The organism is Deltaproteobacteria bacterium, assembly GCA_016709225.1.
Lineage (GTDB): Bacteria > Myxococcota_A > Polyangia > Nannocystales > Nannocystaceae > Xiheibacterium > Xiheibacterium phototrophicum.
Window position 1 is genome coordinate 425,986 of record JADJEE010000012.1, and the last position, 24,139, is coordinate 450,124.

Below are 24,139 nucleotides of genomic sequence, written 5' to 3' on the forward strand. Positions count from 1 at the left end.
CGTTGGGACTGACCGCCATGACGCAACACGCGTACGACTTCGTGGTGATCGGCTCGGGCTTCGGTGGCAGCACCGCGGCACTGCGCCTGGTCGAGAAGGGCTACCGCGTACTCGTGATCGAGAAGGGTCGCGAGCTCGGGGCGCAGGACTTCCCGAAGACCAACTGGGACCTCAAGCGGTACATGTGGCTGCCGCTGCTCGGCTTCCGCGGCCTCTTCAAGATGACGTTCTTCCGCCACGTCACCGTGCTGTCGGGCGTGGGCGTCGGGGGTGGCTCGCTGGTCTATGCGTGCACACACCCGGTGCCGAAGGACTCGTTCTTCACGGCCACCACGTGGGCACACCTGGCCGACTGGAGGACCGAGCTCGAGCCCCACTACCGCGAGGCCAAGCGCATGCTCGGCGTCAACGAGACACCGTTTCGCACGCGCACCGACGACGTGCTTCGCGAGATCGCCAGTGACCGCGGGACCCCCGAGGCGTTCGAACCCACCCAGGTCGCGATCTACTTCGGCCGCCCGGGTCAGAGCGTGCCCGACCCTTACTTCGGCGGTCGCGGTCCCTCGCGCACCGGCTGCATCCGCTGCGGTGGCTGCATGCTCGGGTGCCGCCACGACGCCAAGAACACCCTCGACAAGAACTACCTGCACCTCGCGCGACAGGCCGGCGCCGAGCTGCACGCCGACACCGAGGTCACCTCCGTGCAGCCGCAGGATGGCGGTGGCTACCGCGTGATCGCGAGGCGCGGCGCCAGTCGGTGGTCGCGCGAGACCGTCGAGTACTCCGCCGCAAGGGTGATCTTCGCCGGCGGCGTGCTCGGCACGGTCGACCTGTTGCTGCGACTGCGACGCGACCCCGCGGCGCTGCCGAAGCTGTCATCGCGCGTCGGGCACGGCATCCGCACCAACTCGGAGTCGCTGATCGGCGTCATCTCGCGCCGCACCGACGTCGATCTGTCGAAGGGCATCGCAATTGGATCGATCCTCCAGACCGACGAGCAATCGCACCTCGAGCCGGTGCGTTTCGCCGCCGGCTCGGGCTTGTTCCGCCTGCTGATCGCCCCCCACGCTCCCGGAGAGAACGTGCTGCTGCGAGTGGTGCGGCTGTTCGGCATCGTGCTACGCAACCCGCTCGCGGTGCTGCGCGCGATGACGGTGCGCGACCTCTCCAAGCAGACGACGATCCTCCTGTACATGCGCAGCGCCGACGGCACGCTCCGGTTCCGCCACAACTGGCTCGGTCGCATGGCCAGCAGCCGCGACACCGGCAGGGCGCCCACCGCCTCGATGCCCGAGGCCAGCGAGCTGGCCGCACGTGTGGGCGACAAGCTCGACGGTCTGCCGGTCTCGCTGGCCACGGAGACGCTCTTCAACATCCCGACCACGGCACACATCCTGGGCGGTTGCTGCATGGGCAACTCGAGCGAGGACGGCGTCATCGACCACGAGCACCGCGTGTTCGGCTACGACGGACTCTACGTGATGGACGGCGCGGCGGTGTCGGCGAATCCAGGCGTGAACCCCTCGCTGACGATCGTCGCGATGACCGAGCGTGCGGTCGCCAAGATCCCGGCGAAGTCGCTGCCGCGAGCCGCGAGCGGCTAGCACCGAAGGCGCGACGGCGAGGTGGCTTTGATGCCATCGCGCGCGATGCTCTTGCGACCGTCGATCGCCGCTCACGGCGCGGCGTCGCCGAGCAGCAGCTGCAGACGCTCGGCGCGGCGCAGGCCATCGAGCCCGCGCACCCCGGCGCCCGCGAAGGCGTCGCGGGCCTGTTTCGCCCGCGCGCGCGCGGTGTCGCGTTGGCCTTCGTCGTGGCCGCGCGCAGCGAGCTGCGCGAGGCCGAGGTAGGTCTCGGCGAGCTGCACGGGATCACCACCGTGGGAGTGGATCTCGAGCGCGCGCCGCAGGTGCGACTCGGCCTCTGCATCGTCGACCAGCGCCAGCTCGCTGAGCCCGAGACCGGTGAGAGCGACGCCGGTGTAGGGATGCGTCGCGCCCAGCGAGTGCTCGAGCTGCGCGACCGACGTGCGGTACAACCCCATGGCCTCGACCGCACGCCCCTGGGCCAGACGCGCCTCGGCGAGGTTGGCCAGCAACACCGGCGCGACCGGGTGATCGGGCGCGGTCGCCTGCACGATCGCTCGGCCACGCTCGTAGTACTGCGCCGCCTCGTCGTGACGCTGCATGCCCGAGAGCACCACACCGACGTTGTTCAGCTGCATGGCGAGGCCGATCCCGCCGCTCACGCCGTTGCGCTCGAGGATGTCGAGCGCGCGTCGGTGATCGGCGAGCGCCGCTTCGAAGTTGCCGAGCGCCTGCTGGGCGTTGCCGCGGTCCTCGTAGGCGGTGGCCAACGCGGGATGCAGCGGGCCCAGCTGCGCGAGCTGGAGGGTGAGCGCGCGTTCGTAGTAGTCGAGTGCGCGCTCGAAGTGGCCGGACTCGTAGTGGACACCGCCGAGGTCGACCAGGAGGCTCGGGAGGTTCGCCTGGTCGGTCGAGGCCAACGTCGAAGCCTCCTCGAGCGTCGCGAGGGCGGCGACGTGGTCGCCCGAGTCCGTCAACAAGATGCCGCGGTTGACCAGCAACCGCAGGCGCTCCCGCGGGTCGGCACCGATTCGGCGCCACACCGCTTCGGCGGCGGCGATGTGCCAACGGCCGGCACGGGCATCGCGCTGGAGATGACCCACGACATACGCGAGATCGATCTCGATGCCGAGGCGGAGGCGATCGAGCGCGAAGCGCTCGGCGAGGCCGAGCGCCTGTGAAAGCAGCAATTCGGCGCGCTCGGGATCGCCAGCGCTGCCCTCGACGTTCGCAGCCCAGTACGCCACGCGGGCCAGCGTCGGCCCGTGCCCGAGCGCGCGCGCGTCGGACAACGCCACCGCCATCTCCGCCCGCGCCTCGGGCACGCGGCCCGCCTCGGCGAGCACGTGGGCCCCCACCGCCACCCGCCGGGCGCGCTCGGCCCGCTCGCGTTCGAAGGGATCGTCGGGCAACGAGGCGCCCTCGCGCAGTGACTCGACGTCGCCACACTGGTCGGGCTCGGGCATCGACGCGGCCGCGTGCACGGCGTGCTCGACCACCGCGGCGTCGGCCGACTCGAACAGCGTGACCACGCGATCGAGGTGGTCGCGGGTATCGGCGAGGCACGCCTGCCGCAGCTGGTAGACCTCGGCGCTCTGCTCCCCCCGCTCGAACATCGCCGCACACGCGTCGAGGGCCTGCTCGCGCCACCGCTCGGCGTGGTGATCGAGCACGCGCGCAGTGGTGGTCCAGGTCTCGTTCGCAAACGCCGCGCCGGTCCCCGCGAACGAGCGCCGTGCCGCCTCGATCCGATCGGCCGACCATACCTCGTCGATGGCCTTGGACTCGCCCTCGCAGCGGTCGCCGGGCGCGTCGACGCGCGACGGCAGCTGCTGCAGCACCACCGCCACCGCGACCGCACCGCCGGCCGCGAGCACGCCGAGGTGACGACCCGACCGGCTCGGCGCCATCGCGGCCAGCAGCTCGTCCATGCTCGCGAATCGATCGCGTGGATCGGTCGAGAGACCTCGCAGCAGCGCTCGGCGGACCCGACGACCCACGCGGGCATCGGGCGGAATCGGCCGGATGCGCCCCATGACGACGTTGCGGTGGAGGCTGCGCTCGGCGTCGGCCTCGAACGGTCGCAGCCCGAACAACGCCTCCCATGCGGTCACGCAGAAGCTGAACTGGTCGGCGCGGGCGTCGGCTCGGCGGCCCGTCAACACCTCGGGCGCGATGTACCCGGGGGTCCCGAGCACCGCACCGTCTTCGGTGAGCCGCTCGCCCAGGCGCGTGGTCGACCGCACCACTGCGCCGTCGTCGAGGCTGCGCTCGGAGGTCGCGTTGGGCTCACGCGCGAGGCCGAAGTCGACCACGCGCACCGCCAGATCCTCGCGCACGATCACGTTGGCGGGCTTGAAGTCGAGGTGGACCAGTCCGGCGGCGTGGGCCGCCGCGAGCCCGCGGCCGGCGCGGACGAGCACGCGCAGCAGCTCGCGCTCGCGGTGGCCACCGCGCGCGAGCCAGTCCTTCAGCGTGACGCCATCGACGAGCTCCATCGCGAGATAGACCTGACCGCCGACCAGCCCGACGTCGTAGACGTGCACGACGTTGGCGTGGGACAGCCGCGCGAGCGCCTGCGCCTCACGCAGCAGTCGCTGGGCGCCGGGCCCGAAGCGATCACCATCGCGCTCGTGCATGAGCTTGAGCGCGACCTGACGGTCGAGCTCGGGGTCGTAGGCGATCCACACCACGCTCATGCCACCGGCGCCCAGCGGTCGCAGCAGCACGTAGCGACCGAAGCGCTCGCCGGCGTGGTGAGCCGCGAACACGGCGTCGCCGTCCATCACCGACGCGCCGGTGTCGACCCGGCGGGTATCGGCGGACTCGACCTCGGCGTCGCGGGTCTCGAGCTCGTGCGGCGAGGACACTGCGGGACCTCCACCAACAGTGCACGCGTTCGTCCGCCACGCAAAGGCGGCGGATGTCGCACCTACGGCGCGCGCTGCTGCGCCGCGGCATCGGCCTTCGCGGCGCCGTGCAACAGCACCGCCCCGCCGATTGCGATCGGCAGGCCGCACAGCGCGATCGCCCACGACAGCGCGGCCGCATCGCTCACCACACCGATGAGATACGGCGAGCCGGCGTCACCGAACGCGTGGATGCAGAAGGTGTTCACTGCAAATGCGCTGGCGCGGATCGCCGGCGGCACGTTGGCGACGATCGCCGCGTTGAGGGGCCCGGTGTTGAGAAACAGCGCGAACTCGGCAAAGAACGCCAGCGCCAGCGCGGCCTCGAACCCACCGGCGTGGGGCATCGCAAACACCAGCGGGGCCCCGAGCAGCAGCCCCCAGCCGCTGACGCGCAGGTAGCCGCCAGGCCCGCGTGCATGCGCGCGATCCCCCAACGCGCCGCCGACCAGCGTGCCGAGTAGGCCAGCGACCACCGTGACCCCACCGAACGCCGTGTTCGCGGCACCGAGCCCGAGCGCGTACTCGCGCTGCAAGAACGTCGGCATCCAGAACGCGATGCCACCCATCGCGAACGTCATCATCGTCATCCCGATCGTGACGCTGCGCCAGATCGGCGAAGACGCCATCGCACGCCACGCGGCGCGCAGCGGCAACGGCTGCACCTGCGCGACGCCGTCCTGATTGCCGCGCACCGGCTCGGGCATGAACCATGCGACGACCGCGAGCAACAAGCCGGGCGAGCCCGCGACCACGAACGCCGCGCGCCAGCCCCAGGTCTCCCCCACCCAGCCACCGAGCAGGTAGCCAATCGCGCTGCCCAACGGAATCGCGAGGTAGAACCACGCGAGCTTGCGGCCGCGTCGATCGGGCGGGAACAGATCCGCGATGATGGTCGGCGCGACGGTGGCGTAGCCGGCCTCGCCGATGCCGACCAGGCCACGCATCAGCAGCAGCGTGTCGATGTCGGATGCCTGACCACTGCCAATGGTGGCGAGGCTCCAACACGCGACGGCAACCGCAACGATGCGGCGCCGCTGCACGCGATCGCCGAGCCACCCCGAGATCGGCGCGACCACGGTGTAGACCACCATGAACACCGAGCCGACCAGGCCGGTGACGTCGTCGCCGACCGCGAACTCGTGTCCGATCGCGTTCGCGACCGCGCCCACGACGTAGCGATCGATGTAGTTGACGAAGTTGATCGCCGTCAGGACGACGAGCACGACCGTGGCCGTGGTGCGCACCGTCGGCACACGCGTCGTTGCAGAGCTCGAGTCCAGCGGGGTCCCGTTCGCGATCCCCATGGTCGCACGTAACCCGCTCCGCACGGGCGCTGCGCTGCGGTCGGGACCGTTGACGTGCGCAGCTGTTCAGTATATGAAAATCGCGGCCCGCACGCGAAGCTCCGGTCGATCCGGGGTGGCGGGCGCCACGTAACAACAGTCGCGATCAACCGATTGCCACGTTCGACCAACCCCGGACTCAGGCCGGAACCAGGCGGAATCAGGAGAACTACGACGATGCTGAACATCAAGGAAATCGCCACCACGCTCGCCATCCTCGGCTCGGGCGCCCTCGTGCTGGGCGGCTGCAACAAGGACAAGCAGGCCACCGAGCAGCCGGGCGGCGCCGGCGGTGAGACCAAGGCCGAGGGCTCGTGCGGCGAGAAGAAGGCCGAGGGCTCGTGCGGCGAGGGCAAGACCGAGGGCTCGTGCGGCGAGGGCAAGACCGAAGGCTCGTGCGGCGAGGGCAAGGGCGAGGCGAAGGCCGAGGGCTCGTGCGGCGAGAAGTCCGAGTGAACCACTAACCACCTCGGGAGGGCGCAAGTCGCCCGCGCGGCGTGAGCACGCCCGCGTCACCGAGGACGGCGGACCCACCTCGGGTGCGTCGTGACGACCCGCAGCGGATCCCGTCCGCTGCGGGTTCGTCGTTTCTGCAACCCTTGCCGTTGTCCGGGTCCCGACCCGGCCTGCAGACTCCGGAGCGCACATGATCGTCCCACCCACCGGCGTCGGACTCGGCCTTCGAGCCGCGTTCATCGAGCGCATCGAACGCGGCGAGGCCGACGGGCGCGTGGCCTTCCTCGAGGTCGCGCCCGAGAACTACATGCACCGCGGTGGCAAGGCACCGCGACGACTCGCCGCGATCGCCGAGCGCATCCCGGTGATCTCGCACGGCCTCATGATGTCGCTGGGCAGCACCGACCCCTTCGACGACGCGTACTTCACCGACCTGCGCGACTTCCTCGCGCGCATCGATGCACCGTGGCACTCCGATCACCTGTGCTGGAGCGGCGTCGACGGTGCGTTGCTGCACGACCTGCTGCCGGTGCCGTTCACGACCGCGTCGGCGACTCGAATCGCGAGCCGCGTCCGCGAGGCCCAGGATCGCCTCGGCCGCACGATGGCCGTCGAGAACGTCAGCTGGTACCTGCAGCTGGGCGCGCCACAGAAGGACGAGCCCGAGTTCGTGACCGAGGTGCTCGAACGCGCCGACTGCCAGCTGATGCTCGACGTCAACAACGTGTTCGTGAACTCGGCCAACCACGGTTTCGATCCCTACGACTGGCTGCGCAAGGTGCCGCTCGATCGAGTGATCCAGCTGCACATCGCGGGGCACGATCGCTGGGAGGACGACCTCATCGTCGACACCCACGGCAACACCGTGCGCCCCGAGGTCTACGACCTGCTGGCGTGGGTCATCGAGCGCACGGGGCCCAAGCCGGTCGTGCTCGAGCGGGACTCCGACATCCCGCCGCTGCCGACGCTGCTCGACGAGGTCGCGCGCATCGACGAGGTCTACCAGGCCGCGGTCGGCCGCTGGCGCGCCACTTCACCGCAGGAGGTCGCGCGCCATGGCAGCTGAGCTCCCGCCGGGCGATCCGGCCATGCAAGCGCTCTCGGCCGCGATCCGGCTGCTCGACGCGCCCGCGGCGGTGCGCGCCGACGCGCCCGCGTTCCTGCGCGGCTTCGGGCTCGACGAGAACGACATCGCGGCGTTGCTGCACAAGGGCACCGAGCGCTTCCTCATCTACCGCACGCTGGTCCACAACCGGCTGCGCGCCGCGACCCGCGAGTTCATCCCACGCGCGGTCGCGCGACGGGGGACCGACGCGTTCGTCCGCGACTTCGCGCGCTTCATGCAGGAGCGCGCGTCGACCAGCCCGTACCTGCGCGATGTGCCTGGTGAGTTCGTCGCGTGGGTGCTGCCGCAGTGGGCCGCCGACCCCGAGCTGCCGCCCTACCTCTGCGACCTCGCGCAGCACGAGTTGTTGGAGGGCGAGGTCCGCAACGACCCGCACGGCGGCGAGCGCCCCACCGGCAAGCCGGTGGCGCTCGAGGAGCCGCTGCTGTTCGACGGCACCGCGAGGCTGATGCACTACGCGTGGGCGGTCCACAAGCTGCCCTATGCCACCGATGACCGCAGCGAACCCGAGGCGCGACCGACCACGCTGCTGGTCTTCCGCGACATCGACGCGAAGGTGCGCTACCTCGAGCTGACGCCGTGGGCGGCGTGCGTGCTCGACCAGCTGTTGGTGAACCAGCTCGGCGTGCGCGAGGGCCTGCAGCGCGCCGCGGCCGGGCTCGGCGAGCCACTCGACGACGACAAGCTCGCCAAGACCGCGACCCTGCTGGCGGAGCTGTCCGACTTCGGGGTCCTGATGGGCGCGCGCTGACGCGGCCCCGGCCGCCTGCCGACCTCAGGCGCTGGCCTGGGCCGTCGCCACGCGGATCTGACACAGCAGCTCACCGGCCGCCATCGCGTCGCCGACCGCGACCGCGATGCGCTCGACGACGCCCGCCACCGGCGACGCGACCACCGTCTCCATCTTCATGGCGCTCAGCACCACCAACGGTGTGCCGACCTCGACCGCAGCGCCGGGCTTGGTGCGGACCTCGACCACCGCCCCGGGCATCGGCGCGCCGATCGAGCCCGGATCGCCGGCTTGCGCTCGCTCGCGCACGACCACGGTCTTGCCGGCCTTCTCGTCGGCCACGCGGATCGAGCGGGCACGACCGTTGAGCTCGAAGTAGACCTCGCGGGTGCCGTCCTCGCGGAGCTCGCCGATCGTCATGAGCTTCACGATCAGCGCCTTGCCGCGCTCGATCTCGATGGTGAACTCCTCGCCAGGCTCGAGCGGCCCGAGGAACTGCCGCGTGGGCAGTACCGACACGTCGCTGTGGACGTCGCGGAAGGCCATGAACTCGTCGAAGACCTTGGGATACATCGCCGACGACAACAGATCGACCTCACGGACGTGGGGGCCGTGCCGGTCGCGGAGCTCGCGGCGCAGCGCCTCGAAGTCGAGCGGCGGCATCGATGCGCCGGGCCGACCTTCGATCGGCGGGCGACCGTGGAGGATCTGCGTGCGCAGCGGCTCGGGGAAGCCGCCGTGCGGCACCCCGAGCGCGCCCTGCAGGAACTCGACCACGGAGCTCGGCACGCTCAACGTCTCGGCGCGACCGCGCACGTCGTCCTCGGCGAGGTCGTTCTGGACCATGAACTGCGCGAGATCGCCGACCACCTTCGACGACGGCGTGACCTTGATGATGTCGCCGAGCAGGTGGTTGGCCGCCGCGTACGCGCGCTTGATCGCCGGCCAGCGATCGGCCAAGCCCAGCTGCCGCGCCTGGAACTGTAGGTTGGTGTACTGACCGCCCGGCATCTCGTGGAAGTAGACGTCGGCGCTACCGCTCTTGAGCCCGCTCTCGAACGGCGCGTACAGCTGCCGCGCCTGCTCCCAGTAGTTGGCGAGGCCCTGCACGGCCTCGAGCTCGAGCTCGCAGGCCCGCGGTGAGCCCTGCAGTGCGGCGATGATGGCTCCCATCGCGGGCTGCGAGGTGAGGCCCGCCATCGGCTCGAGCGCGACATCGACGACGTCGGCCCCGGCATCGGCGGCCGCGAGCATCGACGCCACGCCGCTGGCCGCAGTGTCGTGGGTGTGCACGTGAACCGGCACGTCGGGATAGGCCTTGCGCAGCGCCGCGACCAGCATCGACGCCGCACGGGGCCTGAGCAGCCCGGCCATGTCCTTGATCGCGAGCACGTGGGTGCCGCGCTCGATCAGCTGACCCGCGAGATCGACGTAGTACTGCAGGCTGTACTTGGTGCGCCGGGGGTCGGAGACGTCGCCCGTGTAGCACAGCGCGGCCTCGACCACGCCACCGGCGGCCCCGACCGCATCGATGCCGAGCGCGAGGTTGTCGACGTAGTTGAGGCAGTCGAACACCCGGAACACGTCCACGCCGCGCTCGCGGGCGACCTTCACGAAGCGATGCACGACGTTGTCGGGGTAGTTGGTGTAGCCGACTGCGTTCGCACCGCGCAGCAGCATCTGGAACGGGATGTTGGGCACCAGCTCGCGCAGCCGCTCGAGCCGCTCCCACGGGCACTCGCGAAGGAATCGCAGCGCGACGTCGAAGGTCGCCCCGCCCCACATCTCGAGGCTGTAGCAGGTCGACAGCGCCCGCGCGGTGGCAGGCGCGATCGCCAGCAAGTCGATGGTGCGCACGCGCGTGGCCAGCAACGACTGGTGGGCGTCGCGCCAGGTGGTGTCCATCAACAACAGCCGCTCGTGCGCGCGCACGGCCTTGGCGAAGGCCGCGGGCCCCTGCGCGAGCAGGAGCTGTCGCCAACCATCGGGCGGGGGCTCGTTGGGAACCACCGGCGCGAGCGGCTCGAGCTTGGCCGGCGGGGCGCTCGAGAGCACCGGCGTCGACGCACCATTGACCGCGAGGTTGCCGAGGTAACGCAGCAGCCGCTGCGCGCGGTTGAGCCGCCGTGGGAAGCGAAACAGCCGCGGCGTCTCAGCGAGGGAACAGGTGTCGACGTTGCCCGCGAGGAAGCGCGGGTGCGTGAGCACGTTCTGCAGGAACGGGATGTTGGTCTGCACGCCGCGCACGCGGAACTCGGCCAGCGCGCGATGGAGCTTCTGCGCCGCCGACGGAAAGTCGAGCGCGCGGCCGATGACCTTCGCGAGCATCGAGTCGTAGTGCGGCGAGATCTCGGCGCCGGTGTAGCCCGAGCCGGCGTCGATGCGGATGCCGAAGCCCTCGCCGGGCCGGAACACCTCGATGCGACCGCTGTCGGGCTGGAAGTTGCGCAGCGGATCCTCGGTGGTGAGCCGGCACTGGATCGCGAAGCCGCGCAGCTCGATGCGCTCCTGCACCAGCCCGAGCTCGGGCAACGAGGCCCCGCCGGCGACGAGGATCTGCGATTGCACGAGATCGATGCCGGTGACCTCCTCGGTCACGGTGTGCTCGACCTGGATGCGCGGGTTGGCCTCGATGAAGTAGTGGCGCCCCTGCGGATCGACCAGGAACTCGAAGGTGCCGGCGTTGCGGTACGACACGCGACTGGCCAGCCGCACCGCGTCGGCGAGCACGCGCGCGCGCAGCTCGGGCTCGAAGTTCACCGCCGGCGCGATCTCGACGATCTTCTGGTGGCGCCGCTGCACCGAGCAATCGCGCTCGAACAGGTGGATGACGTTGCCGTGATGGTCGCCGAGGATCTGCACCTCGATGTGGCGCGGGTGCTCGACGTAGCGCTCGACGAACACCGAACCATCACCGAACGCGGCGGTGGCCTCGGAGGTCGCGCGCGCGAACGCGTCGTCGAGCTCGGCGTCGCTGCGCACCACTCGCATGCCGCGGCCGCCACCGCCCTTGGCGGCCTTGAGGATGATGGGCAGGCCGTGCTCGGCCACGAACGCCCGCACCTGCCCGACGTCGGCGGTGGGCTCGGGCGTCCCGGGCACCACCGGCACCCCGGCCGCGGTCGCGAGCTTGCGCCCCGCCGTCTTGTCGCCGAGCGCGTCGAGCACCTCGGCGGTCGGACCGACGAACACGATGCCGGCGCGCTCGCACGCCCGCGCGAAGTCGGCCCGCTCCGACAGGAAGCCGTAGCCGGGATGGATCGCATCGACCCCGTTGGCCTGCGCGATGGCGACGATGCCGTCGATGTCGAGGTACGCGGCGACCGGCGCACGTCCGCGACCGACGATGTACGACTCGTCGGCCTTGTAGCGGTGCAGGTGCAGACGATCTTCGTGGCTGAAGACCGCGACGGTGCGAATGCCCAGCTCGGTCGCGGCGCGGAACACTCGAATCGCGATCTCACCGCGGTTCGCACACATCAGCTTGCGGATCGAGCGTCGCGCTACGGCCATGACGCCCACAAGCCTTGCCCACCCGGGGCCGATTGATCAACTGCCGCGAACGCGCGGACGGCCGCTCGCCCGCGGGCGCTGGTGCTGGTGTTGCAGCTCCGTCACACGTGCGCGCGCGAGCACGCCCCCCAGGGCGAGCGCATCGGGCTCGCGGGCACGCGGCCGTCACGGCCCGGAACAGAGAACTCGGGGCACCTCGGTTGACAGTCGCAGGGCCCGGGCGCTTCGATGGACGCGCCTCCCGAGGAGCTCTCACGCAATGTTCAGAGTCATCCATCACACCTGGAACTTCCGCGGCACCAAGGGTGGCCCGGCGATCCTGCGGCGACCGGTCGAGGGCTTGGCCCTGCAGCGCGACGAAGCCGCGTTCACCGTGCTGCGCGGGTTCGATCTCGGCTACGACGGCGGCGATCACCACCTCCGGCAGCTCGCCCTGCACTCCCAGGTCTCGGCCCCCGACGCTGCCGGCCGCGCCGAGCTGCGCATCGAGGCCGGTCTGCGTGACGCCAGCGGCAACTGGGATGACGCCTACTCCGGCAACCTCGAGGTCGACATCGTGGTCGCGCCGTCGTCGGCCGTGGTGCTGCGCAGCTCGATCGCCGTCGACGCGCCCGCCGGCACCAAGGGCCCGAAGTATGTGCCTGACCAGGAGAGCAACGCCTGGGACATGGAGAACGGCGCGACCGCGGTGTTCCTCTCGGGCTTCGAGGTCGGCTACACCAGCGGCGATCACCACGTGCAGCGCCTGCACGTCGCCGCCCACCACCAGATGCGCACGCGCGGCAACCAGCACCTGCGCCTCGCCTACGCCATGCTCGGGCTGCGCGACGCGTCGGGCAACTGGGACGACGGCTACGGCGGCGTGGTCGAGTCGACCCTGGTGCACATGATCGCGCCCGCGACCGTGGTGCAGGTCGGCCCGAACCGCAGCTACGTGATCGACAGCAAGGAAGATCCGCAGGGCACGCCGCCGACCGCCGTCGGCAGCGGGCCGCAGCGTCCGAGCGCGAGCGTGGGGCTGCCCGCCGCCCGCGCCGGCGAGCCCGTCGTCGGCCTGCGCGCCTTCGCGGCCGGCTTCGGCAACGGCGATCATCACTTCGGCCAGCTGTACTGCCGATTGACCAGCGCGACCGTCGACGGCGAAGGACGCCTGACGACACAGTGGGAGCAAGGCCTGCGCGATCGCAGCGGCAACTGGGACGATCCGTACTGGTTCGCCGCCGCGGCCGAGGTGCTCGTCCCGCAGGGTTGATCGCGACTGCGACCGCCGCCGCGAAGACCTCAGGTCGGCGACGAGTGTTCAACCCGGGCGGCGAGCCCCACGGCGGCGCGCTCGAACACCTCGAGCGCGCCATCGCGGTTGCGTGCACCCGCGGGCGCGCGGAAGCTGCCCGCACGCCAGTGCACCCGACGCGCGAGCGTTCGTTCGCGAAGGCAGAGGTCGAGCACGTTGTCGTCGACGGTGTCGCTGCCGTTGACCGCGACGTCGCCGAAGCCCGCGGGGTGCACCCGCTGGCCATCGGCGAGCTCGACCTCGACCGCCTCGAGATCGCCGTCGTCGACGTCGAGCAGCGTGTCGGTCCAGTAGCTGCGCAGCGACTGCTGTGCCTCGGGACAGTCGTGGCCGCCGGGCATGACCAGCAGTGGTCGTGGGCCCTCGGTGATGACGTCGACGTGCCCCGACGAACCCAACAGCGGGCCGCCCTGCTCGTCCCACAGCCGCTCGATCACGACCACGTCGGTGGGTGGGCGCTCGAACGGATCGCCGAACTCGCCCCACAGGGTGACGGTGCGGTTCTCGTCGCTCTCGCTCGCGGGCGCGAGCACGGCCTGCTGCGCGCGCACCCGCGAGCCGTCGGACATCACGACCATGAACGCGCGCCCGACCAGGCTCGCCGCGTCGAGCTCGCGATCGAACACCACCACGACGGCATCGGCCGGCGATGACGCGCCGACGTCGTCGTGGGCGAAGCGGGCGGCGACGATGCGCGATGGCGGCAGCGCGTCCTGGCTCGGGGTCGGTGCGACGTAGTCGATGCGCGGCTGCTCGCGATAGCAAGCCACCACCAGCGGCATCAGCCACGGCAGAGCCCACGTCGACGACCTTCGGTGCACGTCCGCAGCATACGACAAGGCCCGGCGATCGAGCAGCTCTGGTAAGCTGCGCCGCCGCCATGCTGCACCTGCGACGTCGCACCGAGCCTGCATGGGGCGACGCCGCCATCGCGCAGCTCGACGAGATCCTGCTGGACCACGCGCACTGCGAGAAGAAGGCCGCCGCCACTGCGATCGGCCTGGTGTTCCGCTACCCGGAGCACGCCGCACTCGCGGTGCCGCTGGCGCGACTCGCCCGCGAGGAGCTCGAGCACTTCGAGCGGGTCGTGGAGCTCGTCGAGGCCCGCGGTGGCCGCTTCGGTCGCGCGGCGCCGGCCCCCTACGCGCCGCAGCTGCTCGCCGCGGTACGGACCCGCGAGCCCGAGCGCGCGCTCGACACCCTGCTGTGCTGTGCGCTGATCGAGGCCCGCAGCTGCGATCGCATGCAGGTGCTGCACGCCGCGCTCGAGCGTGCACGCACGCGCGGCGACGCGCGGATCGACATGGCCGTGGTCGATCTCTACGGCGACCTACTGGCGTGCGAGGCCCGACACCATGGCGCCTACGTGGAGCTGGCACGCACGATCGTCGACGACCGTGCGATGGTCGACGCCCGCCTGCTCGAGCTGGCCGATCACGAGGCCGAGGTCATCGCCGCGGCGCCGGTGCTGCCACGGCTGCACGCCGCGATGGCCTGATCACCGCGGGGGCGAGCGGTCGGGACGCTCGCGGAAGCGGGCGTAGAGCGCGTCGCGCCACTGCAACAGATCGTCGAAGCGCCGCGAGAGTTCGTCGTCCACGAAGGTCTCGCGGGTCGCGGGCGTCATCCGCAGGTGGGTCGTGGGCGGCCGCACGAACGCGAGGACCTGCGCCCTCGCGATGTCGGCGTAGCCGAAGCGAGGCAAGAGGTGCGCGACGCCGTCGGTGCGGTGGCCAGCGGCCAGATCGGCGCGCAGCTGCTCGAGCTCGCGCTCGAGCGTGTGACGCGGTGAGCCCTCGACCTGCGCGGCGTACTTCGCCAGCGTGCGACGGATGCCGGCCGTGGCGAGCCGTTGCGCGAGGCCCGGGACCCGTCGCGCGAGGATCGGCGGGGTCATGTCGCGCAGGCCCTGGGGATGCTCGAGCAGGCGCGTCAGCGAGAGCGTGCGGCCGGCCGCGAGCCCGCGCTCCGACGCGAGGTTCGCGGCCGTGACCGTCGCGAGGGTCTCGTCGTCGATGCAGCGGTGATCACCGCCGTCCTGCGCGGCGGCCCAGCGCGCGATGTCGAAGGAATCCGCCAGCACGCCACCGTCGTGCTGCAGCACCGGTACGCTCACGACACCGGTGGGTCGGCGCAGCCGCCAGCGCAGTGCGAGCTCGTCGACGATCGGCTGGTAGCGCATGCGCCGGTACGCGACCCCACTCCACTCGAGCGCCCACTTCGCCTTCTCGGACCACGGCGAGTACGGCAAGCTCCACAGCTTCGGTGTCATCGCGATCGGGCGTAGCACGCCGTGCGCCTGCAAGGCTCGGACCCCGCGACTGCAGACATGCACGCGGGCCGACCCCGGCGGTTTCTAGGCGCGCAGCAGCAGCACCGCGTAGCTGCCCAGGTTCGCCGGCTCGTAGCGCAGGCCGACCGCCGCGCCGGGCTCGAGCCGCGCCCAGTGATCGGCCGGACAGGTCTCGACGAACCGATGCACGCGCGTGCGCGAGGGATCGCGCTGGCGGTACGCGAACTCGTCGGCCGGCTGCTGCAGCGGTAGATCGGCCTCGACGAGCACCTCCATGATGTCGTGGGCGAACAACCGCCGCCGACGCTCGACGACGCGGGCCTCGACGAGTGCGCCGCGGGCGAGCGCGCGCCGGCGGCGACGCAGCGCGAACGCCAGCATGGCCGCGTTGCGCACCCCCACCACCGTCACGAACAGCGGCGGGATGCTCATCAGCACCACCACCAGCACGCCGGCGCGGTTGTCGAACCAACCGTTGGCCTCGATCGGATAGGCGAACGCAGCCACCAGCAGCAGGCCCAGCGCGCCGAGCAGCGCCCAGAACCGCACCGAAAGCGCGTCGTGCGAGAGCTCGTCGGTGGCGCGCTGGATGCCTCGCATCGTCGCCAGCATGGCCGCCACACCGCCGACGACGAGCACGAAGATGACGACCGGCCATCCCATCATCCAAGAGTGTGCCCCACGGCATCGAGCCTCGCCAGTCGGCGCGGGTGCGATCTTCGGGCGCGCATGGTTGCCGGCTCGGGGGCTTCGCGGGCACGCTAGCCGCGGCACGATGAGCACCCACGAACCCCCGCGCAGCGGCGACGCCACCGAAACCTCGAACCCGGCCGCACCGACCGCCACCTCCGCGAGCGCGGGGACGTCGGCGCCCGCACGGCCCTTTCGCGTGCTGGGACTGCAGCAGGTCGCGATCGGCTCGACCGACAAGCAGGCGCTGCGCTCGCTGTGGATCGACCTGCTCGGTGTGCCGGCCCACGGTCACTTCCGCAGCGAGCGCGAGAACGTCGACGAGGACATCCTCTCGCTCGGCGGTGTCGAGCTCGATCTGATGACACCGATCGACGCGAGCGCAGCGCCCAAGGTGCACGAGCCCGCGCTCAACCACATCGGGCTGTGGGTCGACGATCTCCGGGCCGCGGTCGCGTGGCTCGGCGAGCGCGGCGTGCGCTTCACCCCGGGGGGCATCCGCCGCGGCGCGGCCGGGCACGAGGTCTGCTTCATCCATCCCAAGGGCAACCCAGACGCGCCGCAGGGCGGCTGCGGCGTGCTCATCGAGCTGGTCCAGGCGCCTGCAGAGATGGCGGGCGCGGCGGTTTGATCGAGGCGGAGGGCTTTGCCAAGCTCGCAGGCGCCGCATGTCTGCCCGTCGCAGCTTCTATCCCGAGATCGAGCCTTTCGACGCCGGCATGCTGTCGGTCTCGGACGGCCACACCATCTACTACGAGCAGTCGGGCAATCCGACCGGCAAGCCGGTCGTGTTCGTGCACGGTGGCCCCGGCGGTGGCACCGACCCGAAGCAGCGTCGCTTCTTCGACCCGCGGGTGTATCGCATCGTGTTGTTCGATCAGCGCGGGTGCGGCAAGAGTCGCCCGCACGCCTCGCTCGAGGCCAACACCACCTGGCACCTGGTCGCCGACATGGAGGCGCTGCGCGGGCACCTCGGCATCGCCCGCTGGCAGGTCTTCGGCGGTTCGTGGGGCAGCACGCTCGCGCTGGCCTACGCACAGAAGCATCCCGAGCGCACCAGTGAGCTGGTGCTGCGCGGCATCTTCATGCTCCGTCGCAAGGAGCTCGAGTGGTTCTACCAAGAGGGCGCCAGCGCGATCTTCCCCGACGCGTGGGAGAAGTACCTCGCGGCGATCCCCAGTGACGAGCGCGGCGATCTGATCGCGGCCTACCACAAGCGCCTCACCGCCGCCGACCCCGGCGTGCGGCTGGCGGCCGCGCGCGCGTGGAGCGTGTGGGAGGCCAGCACCAGCTTCCTCTACCCGAGCGAGGACTTCATCACCCACGCCGGCGAAGACGCGTTCGCGACCGCGTTCGCACGCATCGAGTGCCACTACTTCGTGAACGGCGGCTTCTTCGAGGTCGAAGACCAGCTGCTGCGCGACGTCGAGCGCATCCGCTCGATCCCGTCGGTCATCGTGCAGGGGCGCTACGACGTCGTGTGCCCGATGATGTCCGCGTGGGACCTGCACCGTGCGTGGCCCGAGGCGCGCTTCGACATCGTGCCTGACGCCGGCCACTCGGCGTACGAGCCCGGTATCGTCCACGCGCTGGTCGAGGCCACCGATCGCTTCCGCGATCGCATCGGCGATTGACGGCCGCAGCCGCCGCGGGCGAAGCTCTCGCGCGCTCGTGGACGATCCGACGTTGTACCCGCACATCGAACCCTACGCCTCGGGGCTGCTGCGCGTCAGCGACGTGCACGCGCTCTACTGGGAGCAGTGCGGCAACCCCAACGGCAAGCCGGTGGTCTTCTTGCACGGCGGGCCCGGCGGTGGCATCGAGCCCCGACACCGACGCTTCTTCGATCCTCGGCACTACCGCATCATCCTGTTCGACCAGCGCGGCTGCGGCCGCAGCGTCCCGCACGCGAGCCTGGTCGACAACACCACCTGGGATCTGGTCGACGACATCGAGCGCCTGCGCGAGTTCGTCGGCGTGCCGCGCTGGCAGGTCTTCGGCGGCTCGTGGGGCAGCACGCTCGCGCTCGCCTATGCCGAGCGCCATCCCGAGCGCGTGACCGAGCTGGTGCTACGCGGCATCTTCACCTTCGCGGACGACGAGATGGCGTGGTTCTACGGCCACGGCACGCGCTGGCTGTATCCCGACGCGTGGGCCGCGTTCGAGGGCGCGATCGATGCCGCCGAGCGCGACGACCTGATCGCCGCTTACCACCGGCGGCTGTTGTCCGACGATCGCATCACGCGCGAGCAAGCCGCGCGGGCATGGAGCACGTGGGAGTGCAGCGTCGCGATGCTGCGGCAGGACCCCACGCTCATTGCCCACTGCGAAGACACCACGTTCACGATGGCGTTCGCGCGCATCGAGTGCCACTACTTCGTCAACCGCGGCTTCCTGAGCCACGGCCACCAGCTGCTCGACGGCGTCGACGCCCTGCGCCACATCCCGGGCGTGATCGTGCACGGCCGCTACGACGTCATCTGTCCGCTCCGCAACGCCTGGCGGCTGCATCGCGCGTGGCCCGAGGCCGAGCTGGTGCTGGTCGAGGGCGCGGGCCACTCGGCGAACGAGGCCGGCATCGCCGCAGCGCTGCGTCGCGCCACCGATGGCTTCGCGCAGCGCCGCTGAAGCGGCGGCGGGCTCACTTCGTGCCTGCCGGCTCCGCGAGCGCCTCGTCGACGGCCTCGATCCAAGCCTCGCGGTGCGGCAGCAGCTCGGGGTCGTGTTCGCCGAAGAAGTCGACCGCGGCCGCGGTGCCATGGACGACCTTGATGGGCGACCGACTCAGACGCAGCAACGACACCGCGGTGATGAAGCTGAGCTGCAGCGCCCCGGCGAACGAGCTGCGTGCGGGCCACACCGCGAACACGAGGCGATCGCCGCACTCCTTCCACAGCGCGAGCATCATCGCGCGGACCTCCGGGTCCATCCGCGGTCGCGGCGCTCGCAGCACCGCGAACACGTAGACCTTGCCTTCGAGGCGCGACAGATGCTGCCGGAGGGCGTCGCGGAACACCGCGAACGACGCGACGCTGGGCGCCTCGCGCGTGACGACCAGCAGCAGCCGCCCGAAGGTGGCAAGCAGTGCCTCGTCGTCGTCTCGAATCGTGCGCACGAGCCCTTGGTCCCCGTTCTTCAGCCGCCGATCGACACTTCGCGCAGGAAGCTGCGGCACTCACCGTCACAGGCCTCGACGTCCTGCTCCTGCCATGCGGGTGTCAATGTGTTGTCCAGCACCAGCGAGGACTCTGCGTTGCGCACGGTCAGCTCGAAGCTGTCGGGCGCGACGTGCCAGCGGACGATGATCCGCGTGCGGCCATCGGCGGGCTCGCCCCCGCTGTCGGAGCCGCCGGCGACGCCGTCGTCGATGTAGGCCTCGGCGTCGCCGCTGCACTCGATCGCGTCACCCGGCGCGGTCGCGACCTCGACGGCACAGGCAGCGCTGGCATCGGGTGAGCTGAGGCGGATGTCGTAGCTCGGGCTCGCGAAGGCGCCATCGGCCCCCATCGCGAGGAACTGCAGCTCGACGAACTCGCGGCAGGCGTCGTCGCATGGCTTGCAGCCGACGACGGGGGACAGCGCGATGCAGGACGCGAGGAGGAGACGTTGCAAGTTCATGGTGAGGTCGATCCCAGGCGGTCGAGCACGAAGGCCTCGATGAGCGCGCGCTCCTCGAGCGCAGCGTAGCGGCCGCTGGCGCCACTGTGGCCGGCGTCCATCTCGGTGTGGAGCAGCAGTTGCGAGCCCGCGGGCTGCTGGGCCTGCGCGCGCAGCTTCGCCACCCACTTGGCCGGCTCCCAGTAGCCCACGCGCGGGTCGTTCCAGCCCGCAAGCACCAGCATGTCCGGGTAGCGCTGCGCGCGGACGTTGTCGTAGGGGGAGTAGGCCATCATCCATGCGAACTGCTCGGCCAGCTCGGGGTTGCCCCACTCGTCCCACTCACCGGCGGTCAGCGGCAACGAGGCGTCGCGCATGGTGTTGATGACGTCGACGAACGGCACGTCGGCGATGGCGACCCGGAAGAGCTCCGGATGACGGGTCACCACCGCGCCGATCAACAGGCCGCCGGCACTGCCGCCCTCGATCGCGATGCGACCGCGCGCGGCGTCGCCGTGTTCGACGAGGAACTCGGCCGCGGTCACGAAGTCGTCGAAGGTGTTGTGCTTGGCCGCGAGCTTGCCGGCCTCGTACCACGCGCGGCCCAGCTCGCCGCCGCCGCGCACATGGGCGATGGCCACGGCGACGCCGCGGTCGAGCAGCGGCAGCGCGGTGTCGTCGAACGAGGCTTCGTACGGCGAGCCGTAGGCGCCGTAGCCCTGCAGGTACAGCGGCGCGGGCCGAGGCGCATCGCGCCGGCGCACCAGCGTGATGGGCACCCGCACACCGTCGGGCGTGGGCGCCTCGAGCCGCGTGAGCTCGTAGCGAGAGGGCTCGAACTGCGGCACGGCATCGCGCTTGCGCAGCTCGAGCTTGCGGGTCGCGAGATCGTAGTCGAACACGGTGTCCGGCGTGACCGGCGAGCTGTAGCGCAGCCGGATCGAGTGGCTACGGTAGTCGTGCGCCCCGCCGACGCTGGCGTCATGGGCGACGTCGGGCCACGCGATGGTGTGGTGCTCGCCCTTGCGGTCGAAGATCCACACCTGCGGCAGCCCAGCTTCGCGACCACTGACGACGACGTGGTCGGCGAGCACCTCGAGCCCACCGAAGCTCGCGCCGGGGTCGGGCTGCGCCACCGGCCGCCAGTGGGCGCGGCCCGGCTTGCGCAGGCTCGCGCGCTTCAACGCAAACTCGGGTGCGCCGTCGTTGGTCAGCACGTACAGCGCGTCCCCCTGTGGCGCGACCTGGTACTCGATGCCCTTGCGGCGGGGCTCGACCACGCGCCACGGCGCGCTCGGACGCCCGGCCGGCACGAATCGGACCTCGCTGGTGATCTGGCTGGAGGAAGCCACGAACAACCAAGCATCGTCCAGGGAGCGCCAGATCGAGAGCGAGAACTGTGCGTCCGCTTCCTCGAACACGAGGGTCGCGCGCTCGGGCTGTGCCGGGTCGACCCGCCAGATCTGATGGTCGCGGTGGGCCTCGTCGAGCCGGGTGTAGAAGAGCGTGTGGCCATCATTGGCCCACTCCAGCTCACCGCCGATGTCACCGGTCGCAGGCTCGCCCTCGCGCGCGGTCTCGGCCCCGAACTGGGCCTGCAACGCGCCCGTAGCGATGTCGGCGACGAAGACCCGGTAGCGCTCGTCGCCCCGCAGATCCTCCGTCCACGCGATGCGGCGGTGGTCGGGCGAGATCGCGACCGCGCCGACGCTGTAGTGCTCGTGGCCCGCGGCGCGCGCGTTGGCATCGAGGACCACCTGCTCGTGCGCGGGATCGAGGTCGCCCTTGGGGCGGCGCAACGAGACGTCGTACTCCTGGCCGTCGGAGATGCGCTCGAAGTACTCCCAGTCGCCCCACGGAACCGGCACGGAGGTGTCGTCCGCGATGATCCGCGCGCGCAGCTCACCCAGCACGGTCTCGCGCAGGGCCTTGGTCGGCGCCAGCACGGCCTCGGCGTAGCGATTCTCGGCCTCGACGTAGGCCCGCACCCGGGGGTCGTCGCGGTCGCGCAGCCACGCGTACGGATCGACCAGCGTGGTGCCGTGCAGCGTGGTCGTCACCGGCTCGCGCGGGGCGACCGGAGCGGTCGGCGTCGCGCCGCCATCGTCGGCAACGACAGGGGGCGGTGCGGCCGACCCCGGCGGCGTGCGGCAGGCGACCACGCCCAACGCACACACCCACGTCGCGGCGACCGAGCCCCGCCAGTTCACGCGCCGGCCAGCCACTGGGCGACCTGTCGCGCGTAGTACGTCAGCACGATGTCGGCGCCGGCGCGGCGGATCGCAGTGAGGCTCTCGATCGCGACCCTCCGCTCGTCGAGCCATCCGCGCTCCGACCCGGCCTTGAGCATCGCGTACTCGCCACTGACCTGATACGCGGCGACCGGCAGCGCGGTCGCGTCGCGGACCCGTGCGATCACGTCGAGGTAGGCGCCAGCGGGCTTGACCATCACCATGTCGGCGCCCTCGTCCTCGTCGAGCACGACCTCGCGCATCGCCTCGCGGACGTTGCCCGGGTCCATCTGGTAGGTCTTCTTGTCGCCGTGCTTGGGCGCGCTGTCGAGCGCATCGCGGAACGGGCCGTAGAACGCCGAGGCGTACTTGGCGGTGTACGCGAGGATCGAGACCTCGGTGAAGCCCTCGGCATCGAGCGCATCGCGGATCGCACCCACGCGACCGTCCATCATGTCCGACGGCGCGATCACGTCGCTGCCGGCCTTGGCCTGCGCCAACGCCTGGCGGCACAGCACCTCGATGGTCTCGTCGTTGAGGATGCGACCGTCGGCGGCGACGATGCCGTCGTGGCCGTCCGAGGAGTACGGATCGAGCGCGACGTCGGTCACCAGCATCACGTCGGGCCAGCGGGCCTTGAGGCTGGCGACCAGCGTGGGAATGAGACCGTCGGGGTTGTGGGCCTCGCTGCCGCGCGGGTCCTTGAGGCGCTCCTCGACCGCGGGGAACAGCGCGATCATCCGTACGCCGACATCGCGCGCGCGCTCGACCTCCGCCATCAGCGAGCGCGCGCACAGGCGAGCGCAGCCCGGCATCGATGCGATCGGCACGTCGCCTTCGCCGGCGTGGACGAACAGCGGATAGACGAAGTGCTGCGGGCCCACCGTGGTCTCGCGGCAGGCGACGCGGATGGTCTCCGACTTGCGATTGCGACGCGGCCGTTGCCGCTGCTCGAAGTGCACCATGGCGCTTTCCTTAGCACGGCGACCGCCGCAGTGCGGCGCGGTGGCTCACCATCGTCGAATCCGCGGCCGCGAAGCGCCAGCGCCGGGCGCGGTCGCGCGCGGTCGCGAAGTCGATGCCGATGCGACGGCCCTCCAACACGCCCGACGGCGGCGCGCCGGCCTCGATCACGAGGCCGCCGGGCCGATGCAGCGGATGCTCGGTCCACGTGGTGTCGAGCTCGAGCGCGGCGCCGACCTTGCCCGGCCCCGCCAGTAGCGCGGGCCCCTTCATCCCGCCGCGGCGACGCTGCACGATCGCGAGCCCCTCGACCGGCTCGCACGCACGCACCAGCACGGCCGCGGCCTCGTGCGGTCCGCCCGCGACGACGTTGAGCATGTGGTGCATGCCGTAGCAGAGGTAGACGTACGCGCGGCCGGGCGGGCCGAACAGCGCAGCCGTGCGGGCGGTGCGACCGGCCCGGGCATGGCACGCGGTGTCGCCGGGCCACGCGTAGGCCTCGACCTCGGTGATGCGCAGCGCAACCGGCCCGCGGCGGATGACCTGACCGAGCAGGGCTCGCGCGAGCTCGACCACGTCGCGATCGTAGAACGACAGCGGTAGCAGCGGCATGCGGTGGGCTCCGCGGGCGCTCACGCCGGCTGCGACAGGCCCACGGCCTGTGCGACCTCGTCGCGGTACGAGTGCCACGCCGGCAGCACCCGCTGCATCGCGGCGACCACCGCGGTCCGCCGCGCGGCGTCGGTGAAGTCGAGCACGATGCGCCATGCGGCGCGGCGGTGATCGCCCTCGACCATGCGGTGGGCGCGAACCAGCTCGAGGTGCTGCAACGGCAGGCCGTAGTGCTTCACCAGCGGGTGCTCCGACAGCGGCGGCTCGGGCCGCTTGGCGGCGCCGTCTTCGATCTCGCCGCGCTCGTACTCGGTGCCCTCGAGGAAGATCGTCGTGACCGCGGCGGCGATGTCCCAGCCCGCCGCGAGCGTGCAGCGATCGAGCTCGTCACGATAGGCCTGCGCGGCGGGCTGCAGCACCACCGCCTCGAAGCGCGCGACATCCATGCCCAGGCCCCGCGGGTACTCGAGGAACATCTCGGCATGCGGGCGCCCGCGCGAGAGCTTGCCGGTCTCCTCCTCGAAGAGGTTCTCCGCCAGCTCGGCGCGGGCCTGGGCAATCGGGCACTGCACGTAGGCCCGCCCCAGCAGCACCGCGAAGTCGCGGATGTAGACGGCGTACTCCTGCTCGAGGTGCAGGTGCAGCCGCGCGCGCTCGACCTGTCCGGTGGTGAACAGCGGCCAGGCCCAGTGGCGCTTGCGCTCCATCACCGACAACAGCGCCTCTCGAAAAGCCTCGCGATCCATCGCGCGCTCGATCATACACGTCCGGGGGCCGCCCTGGCCGCTCGGAT

At 71.2% G+C, this 24,139-nt stretch carries 21 protein-coding genes; 9 read left to right on the top strand and 12 right to left on the bottom strand.

What is annotated here, in order from left to right:
- Positions 1-17 precede the first annotated feature (17 nt).
- Complete coding sequence (locus IPH07_26740; protein MBK6921022.1) at positions 18-1,604, top strand: GMC family oxidoreductase; 1,587 nt, start codon at positions 18-20, stop codon at positions 1,602-1,604.
- A 71-nt stretch (positions 1,605-1,675) separates the two neighbouring features.
- On the opposite strand, the gene IPH07_26745 is transcribed toward IPH07_26740, so the two are convergent.
- The gene (locus tag IPH07_26745) at positions 1,676-4,456 is read right to left on the bottom strand and encodes a tetratricopeptide repeat protein (protein ID MBK6921023.1); all 2,781 of its coding nucleotides are present in this window, start codon (positions 4,454-4,456) and stop codon (positions 1,676-1,678) included.
- A gap of 62 nt (positions 4,457-4,518) precedes the next feature.
- A complete protein-coding gene (locus IPH07_26750) occupies positions 4,519-5,742 on the bottom strand; it encodes an MFS transporter (GenBank protein ID MBK6921024.1) in 1,224 nt (407 codons plus the stop codon).
- A gap of 276 nt (positions 5,743-6,018) precedes the next feature.
- Here IPH07_26750 and IPH07_26755 point away from each other — a divergent pair, with 276 nt between their 5' ends.
- The 3 genes from IPH07_26755 (at position 6,019) to IPH07_26765 (ending at position 8,174) form a co-directional block, all read left to right on the top strand.
- Positions 6,019-6,297: a hypothetical protein gene (locus IPH07_26755; protein MBK6921025.1), complete on the top strand. Its 279-nt coding sequence runs from the start codon at positions 6,019-6,021 to the stop codon at positions 6,295-6,297.
- A gap of 190 nt (positions 6,298-6,487) precedes the next feature.
- Positions 6,488-7,363: a DUF692 domain-containing protein gene (locus IPH07_26760; GenBank protein ID MBK6921026.1), complete on the top strand. Its 876-nt coding sequence runs from the start codon at positions 6,488-6,490 to the stop codon at positions 7,361-7,363.
- A complete protein-coding gene (locus IPH07_26765; protein ID MBK6921027.1) occupies positions 7,353-8,174 on the top strand; it encodes a putative DNA-binding domain-containing protein in 822 nt (273 codons plus the stop codon). Before IPH07_26760 ends, IPH07_26765 begins: the two co-directional genes overlap by 11 nt.
- A gap of 24 nt (positions 8,175-8,198) precedes the next feature.
- On the opposite strand, the gene pyc is transcribed toward IPH07_26765, so the two are convergent.
- Entirely contained in the window at positions 8,199-11,666 is a 3,468-nt protein-coding gene (pyc, locus tag IPH07_26770) for a pyruvate carboxylase (GenBank protein MBK6921028.1), read from the bottom strand.
- A 259-nt stretch (positions 11,667-11,925) separates the two neighbouring features.
- Between pyc and IPH07_26775 the strand changes: the two genes are divergently transcribed.
- Positions 11,926-12,918 carry a hypothetical protein gene (locus IPH07_26775; GenBank protein MBK6921029.1) on the top strand — a complete coding sequence of 331 codons (993 nt, stop codon included), beginning with the start codon at positions 11,926-11,928 and terminating at the stop codon, positions 12,916-12,918.
- A gap of 29 nt (positions 12,919-12,947) precedes the next feature.
- On the opposite strand, the gene IPH07_26780 is transcribed toward IPH07_26775, so the two are convergent.
- Positions 12,948-13,781 carry a hypothetical protein gene (locus IPH07_26780; protein MBK6921030.1) on the bottom strand — a complete coding sequence of 278 codons (834 nt, stop codon included), beginning with the start codon at positions 13,779-13,781 and terminating at the stop codon, positions 12,948-12,950.
- 38 nt (positions 13,782-13,819) lie between these two features.
- On the opposite strand from IPH07_26780, the gene IPH07_26785 reads away from it, so the two are divergent.
- Complete coding sequence (locus tag IPH07_26785; GenBank protein MBK6921031.1) at positions 13,820-14,458, top strand: tRNA-(ms[2]io[6]A)-hydroxylase; 639 nt, start codon at positions 13,820-13,822, stop codon at positions 14,456-14,458.
- On the opposite strand, the gene IPH07_26790 is transcribed toward IPH07_26785, so the two are convergent.
- Together IPH07_26790 and IPH07_26795 are read right to left on the bottom strand one after the other, a co-directional pair.
- Entirely contained in the window at positions 14,459-15,232 is a 774-nt protein-coding gene (locus tag IPH07_26790; GenBank protein MBK6921032.1) for a glutathione S-transferase N-terminal domain-containing protein, read from the bottom strand.
- 84 nt (positions 15,233-15,316) lie between these two features.
- Positions 15,317-15,919 carry a hypothetical protein gene (locus IPH07_26795; GenBank protein MBK6921033.1) on the bottom strand — a complete coding sequence of 201 codons (603 nt, stop codon included), beginning with the start codon at positions 15,917-15,919 and terminating at the stop codon, positions 15,317-15,319.
- Between the two features lie 109 nt (positions 15,920-16,028).
- Here IPH07_26795 and IPH07_26800 point away from each other — a divergent pair, with 109 nt between their 5' ends.
- The 3 genes from IPH07_26800 to pip (IPH07_26810) are packed head-to-tail and all read left to right on the top strand — an operon-like array spanning position 16,029 to position 18,571.
- Complete coding sequence (locus tag IPH07_26800; GenBank protein MBK6921034.1) at positions 16,029-16,574, top strand: VOC family protein; 546 nt, start codon at positions 16,029-16,031, stop codon at positions 16,572-16,574.
- A 37-nt stretch (positions 16,575-16,611) separates the two neighbouring features.
- The gene (pip, locus tag IPH07_26805; protein ID MBK6921035.1) at positions 16,612-17,577 is read left to right on the top strand and encodes a prolyl aminopeptidase; all 966 of its coding nucleotides are present in this window, start codon (positions 16,612-16,614) and stop codon (positions 17,575-17,577) included.
- 37 nt (positions 17,578-17,614) lie between these two features.
- Positions 17,615-18,571, top strand: coding sequence for a prolyl aminopeptidase (pip, locus tag IPH07_26810; GenBank protein ID MBK6921036.1), 957 nt, complete (start codon positions 17,615-17,617; stop codon positions 18,569-18,571).
- 13 nt (positions 18,572-18,584) lie between these two features.
- On the opposite strand, the gene IPH07_26815 is transcribed toward pip (IPH07_26810), so the two are convergent.
- The 6 genes from IPH07_26815 to IPH07_26840 are packed head-to-tail and all read right to left on the bottom strand — an operon-like array spanning position 18,585 to position 24,092.
- Positions 18,585-19,058, bottom strand: a complete 474-nt coding sequence (locus IPH07_26815; protein MBK6921037.1) for a hypothetical protein — start codon at positions 19,056-19,058, stop codon at positions 18,585-18,587.
- A gap of 20 nt (positions 19,059-19,078) precedes the next feature.
- Positions 19,079-19,561 carry a hypothetical protein gene (locus IPH07_26820; GenBank protein ID MBK6921038.1) on the bottom strand — a complete coding sequence of 161 codons (483 nt, stop codon included), beginning with the start codon at positions 19,559-19,561 and terminating at the stop codon, positions 19,079-19,081.
- The gene (locus tag IPH07_26825; GenBank protein ID MBK6921039.1) at positions 19,558-21,750 is read right to left on the bottom strand and encodes a S9 family peptidase; all 2,193 of its coding nucleotides are present in this window, start codon (positions 21,748-21,750) and stop codon (positions 19,558-19,560) included. Before IPH07_26825 ends, IPH07_26820 begins: the two co-directional genes overlap by 4 nt.
- Positions 21,747-22,736 carry a porphobilinogen synthase gene (hemB, locus tag IPH07_26830; protein MBK6921040.1) on the bottom strand — a complete coding sequence of 330 codons (990 nt, stop codon included), beginning with the start codon at positions 22,734-22,736 and terminating at the stop codon, positions 21,747-21,749. Before hemB ends, IPH07_26825 begins: the two co-directional genes overlap by 4 nt.
- A 10-nt stretch (positions 22,737-22,746) precedes the next feature.
- Positions 22,747-23,346 (bottom strand): DNA-3-methyladenine glycosylase, encoded by a 600-nt coding sequence (locus tag IPH07_26835; protein MBK6921041.1) that lies wholly within the window; start codon positions 23,344-23,346, stop codon positions 22,747-22,749.
- Positions 23,347-23,366: 20 nt separating this feature from the next.
- Positions 23,367-24,092, bottom strand: a complete 726-nt coding sequence (locus tag IPH07_26840; GenBank protein ID MBK6921042.1) for an iron-containing redox enzyme family protein — start codon at positions 24,090-24,092, stop codon at positions 23,367-23,369.
- Positions 24,093-24,139 lie beyond the last annotated feature (47 nt).

What these genes read in the sequence shown, in the direction of transcription:
- IPH07_26775 (MBK6921029.1), top strand. Translation starts at nt 11,926, where the DNA reads ATGTTCAGAGTCATCCATCACACCTGGAACTTCCGCGGCACCAAGGGT.
- IPH07_26740 (MBK6921022.1), top strand. Translation starts at nt 18, where the DNA reads ATGACGCAACACGCGTACGACTTCGTGGTGATCGGCTCGGGCTTCGGT.
- IPH07_26790 (MBK6921032.1), bottom strand. Translation starts at nt 15,232, where the DNA reads ATGACACCGAAGCTGTGGAGCTTGCCGTACTCGCCGTGGTCCGAGAAG.
- IPH07_26800 (MBK6921034.1), top strand. Translation starts at nt 16,029, where the DNA reads ATGAGCACCCACGAACCCCCGCGCAGCGGCGACGCCACCGAAACCTCG.
- IPH07_26820 (MBK6921038.1), bottom strand. Translation starts at nt 19,561, where the DNA reads ATGAACTTGCAACGTCTCCTCCTCGCGTCCTGCATCGCGCTGTCCCCC.
- IPH07_26795 (MBK6921033.1), bottom strand. Translation starts at nt 15,919, where the DNA reads ATGATGGGATGGCCGGTCGTCATCTTCGTGCTCGTCGTCGGCGGTGTG.
- IPH07_26755 (MBK6921025.1), top strand. Translation starts at nt 6,019, where the DNA reads ATGCTGAACATCAAGGAAATCGCCACCACGCTCGCCATCCTCGGCTCG.
- hemB (MBK6921040.1), bottom strand. Translation starts at nt 22,736, where the DNA reads ATGGTGCACTTCGAGCAGCGGCAACGGCCGCGTCGCAATCGCAAGTCG.
- IPH07_26840 (MBK6921042.1), bottom strand. Translation starts at nt 24,092, where the DNA reads ATGGATCGCGAGGCTTTTCGAGAGGCGCTGTTGTCGGTGATGGAGCGC.
- pyc (MBK6921028.1), bottom strand. Translation starts at nt 11,666, where the DNA reads ATGGCCGTAGCGCGACGCTCGATCCGCAAGCTGATGTGTGCGAACCGC.
- IPH07_26765 (MBK6921027.1), top strand. Translation starts at nt 7,353, where the DNA reads ATGGCAGCTGAGCTCCCGCCGGGCGATCCGGCCATGCAAGCGCTCTCG.
- pip (MBK6921035.1), top strand. Translation starts at nt 16,612, where the DNA reads ATGTCTGCCCGTCGCAGCTTCTATCCCGAGATCGAGCCTTTCGACGCC.
- IPH07_26835 (MBK6921041.1), bottom strand. Translation starts at nt 23,346, where the DNA reads ATGCCGCTGCTACCGCTGTCGTTCTACGATCGCGACGTGGTCGAGCTC.
- IPH07_26760 (MBK6921026.1), top strand. Translation starts at nt 6,488, where the DNA reads ATGATCGTCCCACCCACCGGCGTCGGACTCGGCCTTCGAGCCGCGTTC.